Origin of the sequence: Halosimplex litoreum (assembly GCF_016065055.1) — an archaeon.
Classification (GTDB): Archaea; Halobacteriota; Halobacteria; order Halobacteriales; family Haloarculaceae; genus Halosimplex; species Halosimplex litoreum.
In genome coordinates, this window is record NZ_CP065856.1 from 657,908 (window position 1) to 674,692 (window position 16,785).

At 67.8% G+C, this 16,785-nt stretch carries 14 protein-coding genes and 1 tRNA gene; 5 read left to right on the forward strand and 10 right to left on the reverse strand.

The window, feature by feature from the left end:
* A complete protein-coding gene (locus tag I7X12_RS03275; RefSeq protein WP_198062452.1) occupies nucleotides 1-1,092 on the reverse strand; it encodes a M24 family metallopeptidase in 1,092 nt (363 codons plus the stop codon).
* A gap of 124 nt (nucleotides 1,093-1,216) precedes the next feature.
* Nucleotides 1,217-2,683, reverse strand: a complete 1,467-nt coding sequence (locus tag I7X12_RS03280; RefSeq protein ID WP_198062453.1) for a methyl-accepting chemotaxis protein — start codon at nucleotides 2,681-2,683, stop codon at nucleotides 1,217-1,219.
* 173 nt (nucleotides 2,684-2,856) lie between these two features.
* On the opposite strand from I7X12_RS03280, the gene trpD reads away from it, so the two are divergent.
* Genes trpD through trpG form a run of 4 tightly spaced genes read left to right on the forward strand, consistent with a single transcriptional unit; the run spans nucleotide 2,857 to nucleotide 6,885 of the window.
* Entirely contained in the window at nucleotides 2,857-3,882 is a 1,026-nt protein-coding gene (trpD, locus tag I7X12_RS03285; protein ID WP_198062454.1) for an anthranilate phosphoribosyltransferase, read from the forward strand.
* Nucleotides 3,879-4,574 carry a phosphoribosylanthranilate isomerase gene (locus tag I7X12_RS03290; RefSeq protein ID WP_198062455.1) on the forward strand — a complete coding sequence of 232 codons (696 nt, stop codon included), beginning with the start codon at nucleotides 3,879-3,881 and terminating at the stop codon, nucleotides 4,572-4,574. Before trpD ends, I7X12_RS03290 begins: the two co-directional genes overlap by 4 nt.
* Nucleotides 4,571-6,265, forward strand: a complete 1,695-nt coding sequence (gene trpE, locus I7X12_RS03295; protein ID WP_198062456.1) for an anthranilate synthase component I — start codon at nucleotides 4,571-4,573, stop codon at nucleotides 6,263-6,265. The genes I7X12_RS03290 and trpE overlap by 4 nt, the downstream gene beginning before the upstream one ends.
* Nucleotides 6,262-6,885 (forward strand): anthranilate synthase component II, encoded by a 624-nt coding sequence (gene trpG, locus I7X12_RS03300; protein ID WP_198062457.1) that lies wholly within the window; start codon nucleotides 6,262-6,264, stop codon nucleotides 6,883-6,885. Before trpE ends, trpG begins: the two co-directional genes overlap by 4 nt.
* Before the next feature lie 56 nt (nucleotides 6,886-6,941).
* Here trpG and I7X12_RS03305 read toward each other — a convergent pair whose 3' ends face one another.
* From I7X12_RS03305 to I7X12_RS03325, 5 genes are all read right to left on the reverse strand, one after another.
* The gene (locus tag I7X12_RS03305; protein WP_198062458.1) at nucleotides 6,942-7,307 is read right to left on the reverse strand and encodes a DUF5658 family protein; all 366 of its coding nucleotides are present in this window, start codon (nucleotides 7,305-7,307) and stop codon (nucleotides 6,942-6,944) included.
* Nucleotides 7,308-7,379: 72 nt separating this feature from the next.
* The gene (locus I7X12_RS03310) at nucleotides 7,380-7,574 is read right to left on the reverse strand and encodes a hypothetical protein (protein ID WP_198062459.1); all 195 of its coding nucleotides are present in this window, start codon (nucleotides 7,572-7,574) and stop codon (nucleotides 7,380-7,382) included.
* 148 nt (nucleotides 7,575-7,722) lie between these two features.
* Nucleotides 7,723-8,790: a Gfo/Idh/MocA family protein gene (locus I7X12_RS03315; RefSeq protein WP_198062460.1), complete on the reverse strand. Its 1,068-nt coding sequence runs from the start codon at nucleotides 8,788-8,790 to the stop codon at nucleotides 7,723-7,725.
* A gap of 75 nt (nucleotides 8,791-8,865) precedes the next feature.
* On the reverse strand, nucleotides 8,866-9,546 hold the full coding sequence (locus I7X12_RS03320; protein ID WP_198062461.1) for a rhomboid family intramembrane serine protease: 681 nt from the start codon (nucleotides 9,544-9,546) through the stop codon (nucleotides 8,866-8,868).
* Between the two features lie 5 nt (nucleotides 9,547-9,551).
* Complete coding sequence (locus I7X12_RS03325) at nucleotides 9,552-13,841, reverse strand: LAGLIDADG family homing endonuclease (protein WP_198062462.1); 4,290 nt, start codon at nucleotides 13,839-13,841, stop codon at nucleotides 9,552-9,554.
* Nucleotides 13,842-14,410: 569 nt separating this feature from the next.
* On the opposite strand from I7X12_RS03325, the gene I7X12_RS03330 reads away from it, so the two are divergent.
* On the forward strand, nucleotides 14,411-14,779 hold the full coding sequence (locus tag I7X12_RS03330) for a DUF2237 family protein (protein WP_198062463.1): 369 nt from the start codon (nucleotides 14,411-14,413) through the stop codon (nucleotides 14,777-14,779).
* Nucleotides 14,780-14,956: 177 nt separating this feature from the next.
* On the opposite strand, the gene I7X12_RS03335 is transcribed toward I7X12_RS03330, so the two are convergent.
* From I7X12_RS03335 to tuf, 3 genes are all read right to left on the reverse strand, one after another.
* A tRNA-Ala gene (locus I7X12_RS03335) sits at nucleotides 14,957-15,028 on the reverse strand.
* A gap of 122 nt (nucleotides 15,029-15,150) precedes the next feature.
* Nucleotides 15,151-15,459: a 30S ribosomal protein S10 gene (gene rpsJ / locus I7X12_RS03340; RefSeq protein ID WP_135364173.1), complete on the reverse strand. Its 309-nt coding sequence runs from the start codon at nucleotides 15,457-15,459 to the stop codon at nucleotides 15,151-15,153.
* Between the two features lie 3 nt (nucleotides 15,460-15,462).
* Nucleotides 15,463-16,731 carry a translation elongation factor EF-1 subunit alpha gene (tuf, locus tag I7X12_RS03345; RefSeq protein ID WP_198062464.1) on the reverse strand — a complete coding sequence of 423 codons (1,269 nt, stop codon included), beginning with the start codon at nucleotides 16,729-16,731 and terminating at the stop codon, nucleotides 15,463-15,465.
* Between the last annotated feature and the right edge of the window lie 54 nt (nucleotides 16,732-16,785).

Consider the following 16,785-nt stretch of genomic DNA (forward strand, 5'->3'; position numbering starts at 1 on the left):
TCAGCGGTGGAGGACCGCGTGGCGTTCCATCTCGGGGCCGTCGCCGACGGGTTCGACAGTCTCGGTCGGCCAGTCGCCAGTGGCGGTCAGCAGTTCGATCCCCTCGTCGGTGACGAGGTGGGTGTCCTCGCTTTTGGCGCCCTGGACCGTCGGGTTGTAGGCGTAGGTCATCGGGAGGTGGACCGAAGCCTCGGAGTCGGGCGTCCCGAACCACTCGCGGCCGGCGTAGGCGGCGGCGCCGCCCTGGTGGTGGTTGCGCCACTCGCCCTCGTAGCCGACCTCGGCGTAGGCCTCGGCGATGCCGTCGAACATCTCGCCCGCGGTACCGTCCTCGCGACCGACTCGCTGGGTGGCGGCGAGCGCGCTCGCTTCGACGCGCATAGCGGCCTCGGTGCGCTCGTCGAGCCACTCGGGCGCGTCGAAGGCGATCGAGCGGGTGATGCTCGCGTGGAGCCCGTCGCGGACGGCCGTGACCGAAACGAGCGCGTAGTCGCCGAGTTCGGCGTCGCGGGTCGTGTAGTGGCGGTACTTCCGGGTTCGCTCGCCGCTCCCGACGAGGACGACCGGGGAGTCGATACCGCGGGCGAACAGCCGGTCGCGCAGGCGGCCGCCGACCGCGCGCTCCTCGTCGTCGGCGCTGGCCTCCCGGACGACGCGCTCGACGACCTCGGCGGTGTCCGCACCGAGCGACCGGAACCGCTCGATATCGGCGTCGGTCAGCGGCTGGCGCAGATCCGTCGGGTCGACGGCCTCGAACCCGGCCACGTCGAAGTCGGCGGCCGCCGGCGTCGGGCTGTACCGTTCGACGGCGTCGGCGAGACCCGCCTCGTACCACTGGACGGTCTCGACGGTCGCGTCTTCGGGAAGCTCCTCGTCGACGAGCCGCTCGGCTTCGATGTTGTCGGTGACGACGGTGAGGCCGTCGCCGTCGTAGCCGGCGGCGGCGACCCCCACGTCCGCGGCGCGGTCGACGACGTTGTTGCCGCCGGTCAGCCACGCGAACGAGGGCGGACGGGCGAACCAGACCGCTGCCAGGTCTTCGTCGGCGAGATAGGCGTCGAGTCGCTCGCGGACCGCGTCGGTGTGGGACATGGTCGGTACTGCTCGACAGTGGGAGTTAAAGGCGTCGCGACCGGAGCGATCGCGCGCGACTGCGGCGAAAAGCCGTGCGACGGCGGCGACCGAGACCGACCCTGGTCGATCGGGGAGATCGCCTCTACTCGGTCTCGTAGCGCTCGAACAGCGCCGAGAGCTGCTCGGCGCGCATCGTGAGCATCTTGGCGTTGACGTACATCTCCGAGAGCGCGAGGTTCTGTTCCTCGGCGATGGCGGCGACCTGTTCGGCCTCCTCGACGTTCTCTTTGCTGGTCTCGGCGGCCTCGTCGGCGATGGCGGCGACCTCCTCCGAAGAGGCGGCCTGGTCGTCGGTGGCGTTGGATATCTCGGTGACGCCCGAAGCGGTCTGCTGGACGTGTTCGAGGATCGATTCGAGGGCGTCCAGCCCCTCGCCGACCGTGCTCTTGCCCTCGTCGATGGTCGACTGCATGTCGGTGATCTCGTCGACGGTCTCGTCGGTCTGGTCCTGAATCTCCCCGATGAGGCCCTCGATCTCGTTGGTGGCTTCCTTGGTCTCCTCGGCGAGGCTCTTGACCTCGTCGGCGACGACGCCGAAGCCGTTGTTGTTCGCCCCCGCCGAGGCGTGGGCCGCTTCGATCGAGGCGTTCAGCGCGAGGATATTGGTCTGCTCGGCGATGTCGTCGATGAGGTCGACGATCTGGCCCACCTCGTTCATCCGCTCGTCGAGTTCGGTGACCGTCTCGACCACGTCCTCGATCTGGTCTTGCGCCTCGTCCATAGTGTCCCGCGCCGAGCGACCGGCCTCGATCCCTTCGACCGTCGATCGCTCGGTCTGGTCGGCCATCTCCTTGACCTCGTCGGAGGAGGCGGCGATCTCCTCGATGGTCGCGGACATGTCGGACATCTCGTCGGAGATCCCGCTGATCTGCTGGTGTTGCTCGTAGAACACGTCGGCGATCTCCTGGACGCGCTGGGCGACCGTCTCGCTGGAGTCGGTCACCGCCTGGGTCGCCGTGGTCACCTGCTCGGAGGAGCCGACGACCTCGTCGCTGAAGCCGGCAGCGGCGTCGAAGGTCTGCTCGAAGGCCCCGGCCATCTCGTTGAACTCCGCCGCGAGTTCCGCGAGCGCCTCCGAGTCGTCGTCGGCGTCGAGGCGCTGAGTCAGGTCGCCGTCACCGAAGGCGTCCAGCGCCGTCCCGACGGTCCGGACGCTGCCCTCGTAGTCGGCGAGTGCGGCGTCGTCGGCGGCCTGGACGCCACCGTCCGGCGCCGCCACGACCGGCGCGGCGGACCGGGAGTCCGGTCCGGCCCGAAGGTCCGCGAGGTCGGATCTCGCGTCGTCCAACCGCGAACGGAGGTCGTCACGCTCGCGTTCGGTCTCCGCCAGCGCGGTCCGCAGCTCCTGGCGTTCGCCCACCCGGTCGTCGAGCGTCTCACCGATGTCGCGATAGGCGTACACGAGTCCCGCTGCCGCCGCGAGAAATCCCAGTCCGCCGAGCACCGGCCACAGGCCCGGCACGGCCAGGAGAACCACCACCTGATAGCACGCGTGGGCGAACTGTCCGCCCAGCGTGAACCCGATCCGTCGCTTGAGGGTCGGTCGCATATCCCTACGGTATATCGAACACTCATATAGTCCCTTCTCCCGCGATACAATATTTGAGAACGAGGTCGCGCGCGGGACGACCCGTCGACCGGTCGTCCCGCCGCCACCCGACATGCTTAAGTTGATGTACGGATTCGTACATCGTAGAACGAAACAGTCCATCGGTGACACACATGGAAGGATACATCGAATCCGTCACGGACGGGGAAGACCTGACGCTCGCGGAGGCCCGAGAGGCGGCGACGGCCGTCTTCGAGGGCGCGACAGAGGCACAGATCGGAGCGCTGCTGGCGGGGCTGCGCGCGAAGGGCGAGACCGAGGCGGAGATCGCCGGCTTCGCCCAGGGGATGCGCGAGGCCGCCCGAACCATCGACCCCGACCGGGCACCGTTGGTCGACACCTGCGGTACGGGGGGCGACGACTACGACACGATCAACGTCTCGACGACGAGCGCCATCGTCGCCGCGGGCGCCGGCGTCCCGATCGCCAAGCACGGCAACTACTCCGTCTCCTCGTCGTCGGGGAGCTCGGACGTGCTGGAGGAGGTCGGCCTCGACATGGACACCGCGCCCGAGGCCGTCGAGGCGACCATCGAGGAAGCCGGCATCGGCTACATGCACGCCCCCGCGTTCCACCCGGCGATGAAGGCCGTCATCGGTCCGCGCCGCGAGGTGGGCATGCGGACCATCTTCAACGTGCTCGGCCCGCTCACGAATCCCGCCGGCGCCGACGCCCAGGTCATGGGCGTCTACGACTCCGATCTCGTCGGTCTGATCGGTCGCGCTGTCGCCGAGATGCCCGTCGACCACGCCCTTATCGTCCACGGGTCGGGCATGGACGAGATCACGGTCCACGACGAGACCGCCGTCGCCGAGGTCGAGGGCGGTGCAGTCACCGAGTACACGATCACGCCCGAGGAGATCGGGCTGGCGACCCACGACATCGACGCCGTCGCCGGCGGCACGCCCGCCGAGAACGCCGAGGACCTGCTGGGGATCGTCGAGGGCGACGTGCGCGGCGCCAAACGCGACATCATCCTCGCGAACGCCGGTGCGGCCGTCTACGTCGCCGGCATGGCAGACTCGCTCGAAGCGGGCGTCGAGGCGGCCGCCGACGGTATCGATTCCGGCGACGCCGCGGCGAAACTGGACGACCTGCGGGAAGTCAGCACGCGCGTCGCCGCCGACGGGGGCCGATGAGCGACGCGACCGGACCCGACACGAGGCGGTCGGCGACTCGCGTCAAGGTCTGTGGCGTCACTCGCGAGGCGGACCGCGAGGCCGTCGTCGCCGCGGGTGCCGACGCCGTCGGTGTCATCAGCGGCGTGCCCGTCGACACGCCCCGCGAAGTCGACGCCGGTACCGCCGGGGACCTCCTGGCAGGGGTCCCGCCGCTCGTGACCGGCGTGCTCGTGACGATGCCCGACACCGTAGAGCAAGCGGTCGACCTCGCGACGGCCGCCGAGCCCGACGCAGTCCAGGTTCACGGTGGCCTCTCGCCGGGCGAGCTGGGCGCGCTCGGCCGCCGGCTGCACGGGGACCTCGTCGTCGCCGTCGACGCCGACGCCGACGACCTGCGCGCGTACGCCGGGCCCGCCGACGCCCTGCTGGTCGACTCGGTCGACGCCGACGGCGGCGGCGGTACCGGTCAGACCCACGACTGGGAGCGCACCCGCGAGGTCGTCGCGGATCTCGACGTGCCCGTGATCCTGGCCGGTGGACTCACCCCGGACAACGTCGCCGCGGCGGTCGAGACCGTTCGGCCGTTCGGCGTCGACGTGGCGACCGGCGTCGAGCGCGTCGAGGATGGGGAACGCGTCGGCGGCGAGAAGGACTCGGAGACGGTCCGCTCGTTCGTCGCCGCGGCGACCCGGAGGGAGGTGGTCGCGTGAGCGACTCCGCTCCCGACCCCGCCACCGGTCTCGATCTCGAACCGACGAAGGACGAATTCGTGGAGCTGGCCGACGCCGACGAGCCCGTCGTCGTCCGCGCCGCGGCCGAACTGGACACCGACCTGGGGCCGCTGGACGCCTACGCCGCGCTGTCCGGTCGGACGACCGACATCGAGGGCGCCGACTACACCTTCCTGCTAGAGAGCGCCGAGAAGGTCGCCTCCAGCGACCCCGACGGCGCGTTCGCGCCGACGACCGAGGATCGCCACGCCCGCTACTCCTTCGTCGGCTACGACCCGAAGGGCGTCGTCACCGTCGACGCCGACGGGGCGACCGTCGAGACGTTCGACGACCGCTACGACACCTTCTTCGACGCCGACGGCGGTGACACCCTCGACAGCGTCCGCGGCGCGATGCCCGACGTCGAACGCCGGGGGTTCCCCGACATGGACCGGGAGCACTTCGAGGGCGGCCTCGTCGGCTTCCTCGGCTACGACGCCGTCTACGACTGCTGGCTCGACGAGGTCGGCCTGGAGCATCCCGACTCCCGGTACCCCGACGCCCAGTTCGTCCTCACCACGGCCACGCTCGTCTTCGACGAGGTCGAGGACACCGTCTCGCTCGTCTGCACGCCGCTGCTCGAACCCGGCGACGACGCCGCGGCCCGCTACGAGGAACTGGAGCGAGACGTCGAGCGGGTCGCCGACCTGCTGGCGGGCGCCGCCGACCTGGAGACGGGCGGGTTCGTCCGCGAGAGCGAGACCGCGGGCCCCCAAGACGAGTACGAGGAGGCCGTCGAAGAGGCGAAAGAACACGTCCTGGCAGGGGACATCTACCAGGGCGTCATCTCCCGAACGCGGGAGCTGTACGGCGACGTGGACCCGCTGGGGCTGTACGAGTCGCTACGGTCGGTCAACCCCTCGCCGTACATGTACGTCCTCGACTACGACGGGCTCTCTATCGTGGGCGCCAGCCCGGAGACGCTCGTCGCGGTACGGGGCGACCGCGTCCTCTCGAATCCCATCGCCGGCACCTGTTCCCGGGGGACCAGCCCCGTCGAGGACCGACGGCTCGCGGGCGAGATGCTCGCCGACGGGAAAGAACGAGCCGAACACACGATGCTCGTCGACCTCGCCCGCAACGACGTGCGCCGCGTCGCCGACCCCGGTTCGGTGCGAGTCGAGGAGTTCATGAGCGTCCTCAAGTACAGCCACGTCCAGCACATCGAGTCGACGGTGACGGGCACCCTGGCCGACGACGCCGACGCCTTCGACGCGGCCCGCGCTTCCTTCCCCGCCGGGACGCTCTCGGGCGCGCCGAAGATCCGCGCGATGGAGATCATCGACGAGCTGGAACGCACCCCCAGAGGCCCCTACGGCGGCGGCGTCGGCTACTTCACCTGGACCGGCGACGCCGAGTTGGCCATCGTGATCCGAACCGCGACCGTCGAGGATCTGGACAGCCCCTACGGCGTCGACGTTCCCGAGAGTGCGGCCGACAGCGCCGACCGGGTCACCGTCCAGGCCGGCGCCGGCATCGTCGCCGACAGCGACCCGGCCAGCGAGTACGAGGAGACCGAGCAGAAGATGCGGGGCGTCCTCGACGCGCTAGAGGCCATCGAGGACTCGGAGGCCGAGCCGACGGGTAGCACCGACGGAGAAGCCGTCGAGCCCGAGGAGGTGTCCCGATGAGCGCCGGACAGCGCGAACGGGCCGACAAGCGGCGGGTGCTGTTCGTCGACAACTTCGATTCGTTCACCTACAACCTCGTCGAGTACGTCAGCGAGCACGCCGACACCGAAGTCGTCCGCAACACCGCTTCGCTGGACGACGTGCGCGCGGCCGACCCCGACGCCATCGTGATCAGCCCCGGGCCCGGCCACCCGGAGAACGAGCGCGACATCGGGGTCACGAACGACGTGCTGACCGAGATCAGCCCGGACGTGCCGACGCTGGGCGTCTGTCTCGGGCTCGAAGCCGCGGTCTACGCCTACGGCGGGACGGTCGGTCGCGCGCCCGAACCGATCCACGGCAAGGCGTTCCCCATCAGCCACGACGGCGAGGGCGTCTTCGCCGACCTCGACCAGGGGATCCGCGGCGGCCGCTACCACTCGCTGGTCGCCACCGAGGTCCCCGACTGCTTCGAGGTGACCGCGACCACCGAGGCCGAGACCGGCGACGGCGACACCGTCGACCTGGTGATGGGAGTTCGCCACCGCGAACACCCTATCGAGGCCGTCCAGTTCCACCCCGAGTCGGTGCTGACCGCGGTCGGACACGACGTAATCGCTAACTTCCTCGACGGCGTCTAACCGGTCTGACGCGCGGGTCGGCGCTGGCGCGCACCCAGACACTCAGGACCCGTCGCTCACGCAGCGAGGACGGCGACCGCGTTGTTCACCACGACCAGCGACGTGACGGTAGCGAACAGTCCGAGGAAGACCGAGGCGTTGCGGTCAGAGAGCAGCGACCACCCGGCGACGAGCCAGCACATCGCGGCGAACTTCACCGCCCAGAGTCCCGCAGGACCGAACGACGCGACCATCGTTCGGACGACGGGGTTACCCTCCGGCAGACCGCCGGCCAGTCCGACCATCGTCAAGACGATATCGGCCGTCGTGGTCGCGAGGATCACGACCCACAGCGCGGCGTGGGTTCGGGTCAGCCGTCGCTCGCGGCGGCGGACGAACAGCCGCTCCTGCTCGCGGCCGTCGGGGACGGACGACTGCGTCACGACCGGAGCTTGGAGCGAGCGGGCAAAAATCCACGGACGAGACCCGGCCTCGTCCGGTTCGAGCGAGCGCAGCTACAGGACGGAGAAGCCGAGGATACTGAGGATGTACAGCGTCCCGACGACGATGATGCCGATGATCACCAGGCGCCAGGCCATCGACAGCAGGAACCGCCCGATCAGGATGATCGCCGCGAGCAGGATGAGGACGCCGAGGATCCCGACGGGTTGCGTGAGAACGTCCAACTGGAGTGCCACTGCGCTGAGCATACCGGATACAGGCCGGCCCGTGACCATAAGCTTCCGGGCATCCGACACGGATCCGACCGACGAGTCCCGCTCGACGGTCGATCTCGGCCGACGGTTCGACGACGACTGGTCGTCGGGGTCAGCCGTCGCCGACGCCCCGGGCCCGCGGTCAGTCCTCGCCGGCGGGTTCGGGCGACAGTTCGCCCGAGTCGACCATCGCTTCGAGTGGGTTGTCCTCGACCCGGAGCGGCAGATCCACCCGGCCGCGCCGTCGCGAGGACTCCCAGGCCCCGAAGATCACTTCGGTCACCGATAGCGCTCGTCGGGCGGAAAACTCCGGTTCGACGCCGTCGCGCAGGCACTCGACGACGTGGTCGATGGCCGGCGAGACCGCCGCCGCGTCCTCGACACCCGAGACCAGCGTCTCCCACCCCTCGCCGTCCCGGCGGACCCGCGCCTGTGCCTCGCTCCAGGGCGTCACCTCGATGACGCCGTCGGTGCCGCGCAGGCGGTGGTGGACCCCGACGCCGTCCTCGCCGAAGCCCGTCGTCGCGATGCCCTGGACGCCGCTCTCGTAGGCCCACTGGACCAGCCCCTGGTTCTCGTTGTGGGCACCGTACTTGACGTACTCCTCGCGGTAGTCGACCTGGCCGATGACCCACTCGACCGGTGCTTCGCCGGCGTACATGTGCGCCAGGTCGATGTGGTGGGTGCCGTTGTCCAGCAGCGTGCTCGTCCCGACCTCGACTCGCCGGAGGTCGCCGATAGCACCCTCGTCGAGCGCGCGCTTGGGTTCACGCCACACCGGCGAGAAGCGGCGCTGGTGGTTGAAGGTGAGTTGCACGTCACGACGACTCGCCTCCTGAGCCAGCAGGCGCGCGTCGCCCCACATCGTCGCCATCGGCTTCTCACAGTGGACCGCCTCGGGGACGCCGCTTTCGATGCAGTCGAGGACGATCTCGGCGTGGGTCGGGACGGGTGTCGAGACCGAGACGATGTCGGGCGTGGCCGATTCGAGCATCGCTTCGTACTCCTCGAAGATCCCGTCCTCGCCGATGTCGAACTCGTCGGCGAAGGCGGCGACGTTCTCGCGGACGATGTCGGCGGCGGCGACGATCCGGCAGTCGTCGCGGTCGCGATACCCCTCGGCGTGGCGGTAGGCCATCGCCGCGCTCTCGCCCCACACCGGGTTGTCCGGCTCCGGCCCGGTCCCGACGAACGCGATGTCGTAGGTCATACCCACGCCTCAGAGCGACGAGGCAAAAGTCCACGCCTCCCGGAAGCTCGGACCGGCTCGGCGCGTTCGGAGCGCCTACGACCGGTACCGCGCGTCGGCCGAGAACAGTACCGCGCCGGTCGGTCGGACGAGTCCGACGCCGAGCCCGATCGCCACGCCCGCCACGTGGCCGACGACGCCGACCTCCGCGGTCCCGGCCGCGAGCGCCAGGAGGCCGAAGACCGCCTGTCCGGCGATCACGCTCCCGAAGAAGACCCACAGCCAGGTCACCTCGCCGTGCCAGCCGCCGGTCGCGAGTCGGTACCGGACGCTGTCGACGACGACCAGCGCCGTCATCGCGAGGACGACCCCGCTGGCGCCGAGCGTCCCCGCGACCCGACCCGAGACACCGAGCGACACGTACCAGGCCACTTGCGCGCCGGTCGTCGCCAGCCCGGACACCGCCGCGAGCGCGAGAAACTGCCGTCGACCCAGCCGACGCTCGACCACGCCGCCGAACAGCAACAGTTGCACGACGCTGGAGACGAGGTGGCGGGGATCGGTCGGCAGGTGCGCGAGCGGCGCGAGCAGCCAGCCCGGAGATGGTTCGGTGGTCGCGATGAACAGCGCGACGAACGTCCGGTAGCCCAGGCGGTCCCAGACGTACCACTCCGCGGCGAACACGAGAACGAAGAGACCGCAGAGAAAGAGCGTTGCCGGCACGCTCCGGAGCCAGTCGAGCCCCCGCGACAGCGGTGACGCGGAGGCCTCGTCCATCTACCTCAGCACTCCGACCAGCCGCAGGACTCGCAGGTCTTGCAGCCTTCGGAGTAGTACAGCGACAGCGACGAGCACTCCGGACACTCCGGACTCTCGCCGGCGTCGATCAGTTCCTGCTGGTCGCCCTCGGCGGCCTGTCCCGCCTCGGGACCGGGCTCGCCCGCGTCACTGCCGGGCGCGGCGCCCATCGACACGGAGGCCCCACCGTCCGTCTCCGGTTCGGCGGTCCCGACGTCTTGGTTCGGATTGCTACCTTCCCGTTCCTCTTCGGCGGTCTCCTCCAGCGTCGCCTGCTGGGGGTAACCCTTGTCGATCTCGTCGTCGAGGTAGCGACGCAGGGCCGTGCCGATGGCGTCCGGGATGGACTGGATCTGCTCGCCCTTGTCCCAGGCGACCTTCGGCGACCGGATACCCTGCAGCTCGTCGGCGATCTCGTGGGGGTCGACGCCCGCGCGCAGCGCCGTCGAGATGGTCTTGGCCAGCGCCTCGGTGAACGAAGCGGTGAACCCGCCGGAGTTGCCGATGTTGGCGAACAGCTCGAAGGGGCGCTCGGCCTCGGGGTCCTCGTTGATGTTGACGTACAGCTTCCCGTAGCCGGTGTCGATGCGCTGGGTGACGCCGTGGAGCACGTCCGGCCGCGAGCGCTTCTGTGCGTAGTCCGGGCGCTCGCCGTCGGCCGCGGAGAGGATGCCCGAGACTTCCTGGTCGATGGACGCCTGGACGGCGTCCTCCTCGAGGAAGGCGTCGAAGCCGCCGAAGACCTCCTCGATCTGGGCGACGACCTCCTCGGCGTCCATGTCGGCGAACTCCGCGTTCTGGGCGCGCGTCGTGAGCACCTGCTTGCTTCGGGTGCCGTCGCGGTAGTAGGTGACGCCCTTGCCGCCGTGGTCGTAGATGTACTCGAAGACCTCCGCGGCGTCCTCGACGGTGGAGTCGTTCGGGGCGTTGACCGTCTTCGAGATGGCCGAGTCGACGCCCTCCTGGCAGGCGACCTGGATGCCCGCGTGCTGCTTGGCCGAAAGGTCGCCGGTAGTGACGAACAGCTCGCCGACCGCGTCGGGGACCGTCGAGAGGCCGGTCACGCCGTCGAACTCGTTTTCGGCCATCTGGGCCTGGGCCTCCTCCTTGACGGCGTCGACGTCGATGTCGTTCTCCTCGAGGACGCGCAGGAAGTAGTCGTCGAACTCGACGAGCATCTCGTCGCCCTGCACGTCGTCGGAGACGTTCTTGTAGTAGGCGACGTTGTAGATGGGCTCGCAGCCGCCGGTGGTGTTACCGACCATCGAGGTCGTGCCCGTCGGCGCGATGGTCGTCGTGTTGTGGTTGCGCAGTGCGAAGCCGTCGGCCCACTCGTCGGCGTCGAGGCCGGTCTGCTTCTCGAACCACTCGCGGTACTCCGTCGGCTCGGCGTACTTGGAGTTGTCCCACTCCTCGAAGGTACCCCGCTCGGTCGCGAGTTCGTGGCTGGCCGCCTTCGAGCCGTGGTTGATGTGGCGCATCAGCTGGCGGGCGACCTCGTTGGACACGTCGTCGCCGTAGCGCATTCCCAGCTGGATGTACAGCTGCGCCAGGCCCATGACGCCGAGGCCGATCTTGCGCATCTCCCGGACGGTCTCCTCGATCTTCGGGACCGGGAAGTCGGACATCGTGACCACGTTCTCGAGGAATCGGGTCCCCATCTCGATGCGGTGGTCGAACGCCTCGAAGTCGATGGCCTCCTCGAGGAACGCGTCGACCGCCTCCTCCAGCGAGTCGTACTCGTCGGCGTGTGCCTCCGACCAGACGCGCCAGTCCGGCGCGTCCGTCGCCGCGAGCGTCGAGAGGTTGATGTGCCCGAGGTTACAGGCCTCGTACTCTTCGAGGGGCTGCTCGCCACAGTTGTGAACCACGAGGCCGTTCGCGACGAACGAGTGCGTGTCCGGTTCGGTCAGGTCGTAGACCGCCTCGTGCCCGTCGGCCTCGACGGACTCCACCGTGGCCTCGAACTTCGGGCTGTAGGGGCCGCGACTGTACTCGTCGAGGCGGTCGGCGAGTTCCTCGTTCTTGCGTTCCAGGAGGAAGCCGATCTCCTCTTCGAACGCGACCGCATGGGAGCTGGAGACGACGAGCTCGTGGAATCCCCGTGTCTCGTACTCCGCCGTGTCACCCGTACCGTCGGGCAGTTCGGTCACGCCGGACTCTTTCCGGTCCTCGTAGATCCTGCTTCCGATGCCGAAATTGAGGAGGAGCTGCTGGACTTCTCGGAGGAAGTCGCCGTCCACACTTGCGAGCCGAACCGAGATCCCCTTCTCGACGTTCCCCTGAACGCATCCGTCCGCGGTAAAGAGCGCTCGAAGGAAGCCACGAGCCATCTCCTCGCTGCCTCGCATGACTGCGTCCGGTACCTGGAGTTTCTCGTCGGCGAGCCCGGTCTCCTCGGCGAGTTCGTAGAGCCGAGTCGAACGGATCCGCTGTTCGACCGCCTGTGTGCCGCGATAGTCGTCGCTGCGTGCGATATCGTTGACGCCGACCTCGTAGTCGGCGTTCCCGTGGGGTTCCCTGACGACTTCGTTCACGTCGTCCGCGAACTGTTCGGAGACTTCGGCGTCGTCGTCGTAGAAGTTCAAAACAGCACGCCCTTCGCCGTCCTTGAGGTGTCCGTCGCCCGCGAGCCACCCGAGCACTCGGCCCTCGGCACCGGTGCCGTGCTGCCCGAACTGGCCTTTCCGGTTCTGGATGTGGACCGTATCACCGGCGTCGAGGTTCCGTGCTTCCACCCAACCGTCGTCGGTCATCACGCGGTGATCAGCCGTCAGGCGAAGCTCGTATCCTTCCTCCGTCGTCAGCTCGAAAACGTCTTTTTCGCCGGTTTTGTAGACGCTGCTGGCTTCTTTGACGCGGTCGTCACTCAGCCGACCGTCGACGACCACATCTCGAGCGACACCCTGTTCGTACAGCTCTTCGGCCTCGACGAGGCCGTTCTCCGTGCTAATGAGTGTCTCTCCGGTGACACAGGGGTTGGTCGCGAGGATGCGGTGGTCGGGGTGTTCCTCGACGTCGAAGGAGTGTTCCTTGTTGATCCGTTCGAGGTAGACGACGCCCGGCTCGCCGTTCTCGTGGGCGCCGTCGACGATGCGCTCCCAGACCTTCCGGGCGGGTACCGAGAGCACTTCGCCGACCTCGACGTGGTCGCCGAGGTCGAACATCTCGTACAGCTCCTCCGTCTCCGCGGTCGCGACGTGCGGTTCGTCGGTCCGCGGGTTGGTGAAGGTGAACTCCTCGTCGGCCTTGACCGCGTCCATGAAGTCGTCGGTGATCCCGACGGAGATGTTGAAGTTAGAGAGATGGCCCTCGACGGCGTTGCGGAGGTGTTTGGGCACCTTGCCGTCGTCGTCGATGAGCTCTCGGGCCTCCTCCAGCGCGTCGGCGAAGGAGTTGTGCGTGAAGTCGTCCGGGTCGTTCAAGCGCAGCGTGTGCGCCAGCGAGACGTCCTTGTTCTTGGCGTGGATGAACTGGATGACGTCCGGATGGGAGACGCGCATGACACCCATCTGCGCGCCCCGGCGGGCACCGCCCTGGGCGATGGTCTCGCACATCTGGTCGAACGTGCGCATGAATGTGATCGGACCGGAGGCGATACCGCCGGTCGAGCCGACCGCGTCCCCGTACGGTCGCAGGCGCCAGAAAGCGTAGCCCATACCGCCGCCGGACTGGAAGACTTCGGCGGCCTCCTTGGCGGTCTGGTGGATGTTCGTGATGTCGTCGTCGGGGGAGTCGACGAAACAGGCAGACAGCTGCTGAAGCTCGTCGCCGGCGTTCATCAGCGTCGGCGAGTTCGGCATAAAAGACAGATCCTCCATCAGCGTCTGGAACTCCTCGGCGGTCTCCTCGACGTGGCTCCGAACCTCCTCGGGCAGTTCCGGGACGACCGTCTCGTAGGCGAACTTGTTGACGTTGTGCTGGTTCAGGGTCGTCTCGGCATCGTCGTCGGCCGCGGTCCCCGTCCCGAAGACCTCCTCGGCGAGCTCGTCGCGGCGCGGGTGGTCGGGCTTGAGCTGGTCAGGCGTGACCGTGACCTCGACGTCCTGCTCGTCGGCCTCGTAGACGGCCTCTGCGAGCGCGATGTTCCGCGCGACGCGGACGAACAGGTCCTCCTGCTGTTCGACGAGTTCGCCGTCGGCGTCCTTGCGCAGATAGCGCGCGGGCAGAATGTTGTGATACGCGTTCCCCGTGAGACGCTCCTCCAGCGTCTCCCCCTCGGTGCGCTTGATCGGCAGGTCGATATCGTCGACCGCGAGATCGCCGCTACTCATGTGTCCTAGTCCTCCCACGACCGATACCGAAACCGGATCGAGAGCGTGTCCGCTGTGGCCTCGTACCTATCATCTGTGACGGAATTTCTGTTTGTTTGGGTCCCAAATAACGCTTTGGTTTGCGGGTATTCGTCGCTCCACTCGAGTGTTCGAATTCTGAGTATTCGCACTGCTACTGACGTCGCTGAGTCCGTTCCCGTGCGTTCCGTGTCATACGGTGATTCCTACTTAAACGTAGGTGAACCGTGGTGAAAGTAGTTCCGAATTTCGCAAAATCGATAGATAGCGGCCGAATCTGCAGTAGAACCGATCGGGGGTTCCGACTGGTGACCCGTACTGTCTGTCCCCAGTGAACCGACTGTACGAAGGCGTTACCGTGTGTATAATCGTTCTTATATAATCGGGTCGATGGGGTAGATCGCCTGGGGCCCACGACCGACGGAGAACGGGCCGATACTTTATATAAGAATGCTTACTATCGGGGGAACGTCGGTATCGAGAGCGTGTCGGGGGTAGTTCCGGTCGTCGGGGTCCGAAGGAATTAGCCGCGGGGCGGCCAACGGACGAGTGTGACACGGGACCAGAACGTACTCGGAACCGAACTAGCGACGTGTAGCGAGGACCCGATGACCGGCTACGGCCGCGACGGCTGCTGTCGGCACTTCCCGAACGACGCTGGCCGCCACGAGATCTGTGCCGTGATGACCGACGAGTTCCTCCAGTACAGCAAATCCCGGGGCAACGACCTGATCACCCCGCGGCCGGAACTGGAGTTCCCCGGCCTGGAAGCCGGCGACCGCTGGTGTCTCTGCATCGACCGCTGGCTCGAAGCCGAGGCCGCCGACGCCGCCCCGCCCGTCGTCCTCGAAGCTACCGCCGAGGAGGCTCTAGAGCGAGTGCGCCTAGAGACGCTCGAAGCGTACGCCTACGGAGAGTAACAGTACGCGCGGATCTGACGGGAGCCGCCGACGCTTCTCGCCAACACTCTGGTACGACCGACTGCCAGCGAGCCAGAGGCTCGCGAGGAAACGCCGTCCGGAAAACGGTGGTAGTGGACTCGCGGGGGTCTCGCGAGCGGAGCGAGTGAGACCACGCGAGGGAACGAACGAAGTGAGTGGACTCGCGGGGATTTGAACCCCGGGCCTCTTCCTTGCGAAGGAAGCGATCTGCCACTGATCTACGAGCCCGCGTATATCGCTCGCAGCGCGGAGGGGATAAGTCCTGCGCGTGAGAGCGGCTTCGGCAATCGGTCACACGGTCGCGCCGTCGGGCGACCGGGCGACGGCGGTGGCCGCTGCCACCGTCCCCTCTAGTCCTCGAGGACGATCTCGATGGAGACGTCGTTCGGGACCTGGATCCGCATCAGCTGGCGCAGCGCGCGTTCGTCGGCGTCGATGTCGATGAGCCGCTTGTGGACGCGCATCTCCCAGTGCTCCCACGTCGCCGTCCCCTCACCGTCGGGGGACTTGCGCGTGGGAACCTCGAGCGTCTTGGTCGGTAGCGGGATGGGCCCCGACAGCTCGACGCCGGTCTTGTTGGCGATGTCGCGGACCTCGCCGCAGATCGAATCGAGGTCTTCGGGACTGGTACCGGCCAGCCTGACGCGTGCTTGCTGCATGGATCAGTCGCGCTCGTTGACGGACATGACCTGCCCGGCCGCGATGGTCTGACCCATGTCGCGGATGGCGAAGCTCCCCAGTTCGGGGATCTCGTTGGCCGACTCGATGCTGAGCGGCTTCTGCGGACGGATGGTGACGACTGCGGCGTCGCCGTTCTGGATGAAGTCCGGGTTCTCCTCCTCGGCCTCGCCCGTCGCGGGGTCGATCTTCTGGTCGATGGACTCGATGGTACACGCGACCTGCGACGTGTGGGCGTGGAAGACCGGGGTGTACCCCGCCGTGATCACGGACGGGTGCTGCATCACGACGATACGAGCCTGGAAGGTCTCGGCGACCGACGGCGGGTCCTCGGCGGGACCGCAGACGTCACCGCGGCGGATGTCGTCCTGACCGATGCCGCGGACGTTGAACCCGACGTTGTCACCGGGGCCGGCCTGGGGCACCTCTTCGTGGTGCATCTCGATGGTCTTGACCTCGCCACCGACGTCCGAGGGCTGGAAGCTCACGTTGTCGCCCGTGTTGAGCATGCCCGTCTCGACGCGTCCGACCGGCACCGTACCGATGCCGGAGATGGTGTAGACGTCCTGAATCGGGAGGCGCAGCGGCGCGTCCGTCGGCGGCTCCGGCTCGGGCAGCGCGTTGAGCGCCTCGAGCAGGATCTCGCCGTCGTACCAGCCAGTGTTCTCGGACTCCTCGGCGATGTTGTCGCCCTCGAAGGCCGAGACCGGGATGAACTTCGCGTTCTCGGTGTCGAAGCGGACCTGATTGAGCAGGTCGGTGACTTCCTCGACGGCCTCCTGGTAGCGACCTTCCTCGTAGTCGACGAGGTCCATCTTGTTGATGGCGACGATCATCTCGCCGATGCCCAGCGTGCGGGCCAGGAAGACGTGCTCCTGGGTCTGGGGCTGGACACCGTCGTCCGCGGCGACCACGAGCACGGCGTTGTCCGCCTGGGACGCGCCCGTGATCATGTTCTTGACGAAGTCGCGGTGGCCCGGACAGTCGACGATGGTGAAGAAGTACTCGTCGGTGTCGAACTCCTGGTGGGCGATGTCGATGGTGACACCGCGCTCGCGCTCCTCGGCGAGGTTGTCCATGACGTAGGCGAACTCGAAGCCGCCCTTGCCCTTCTCCTCGGCCTCTTCCTTGTGCTGCTCGATGACGTGCTCGGGGACGCTGCCTGTCTCGTACAGCAGTCGCCCGACGAGCGTGCTCTTCCCGTGGTCGACGTGGCCGATGATGGCCAGGTTCTGGTGCGGTTTGTCGCTCATTGATTATCTCACGCGCAGAGGCGCTATGTGGGATTCTTTTGGCGGTTAGTGTTA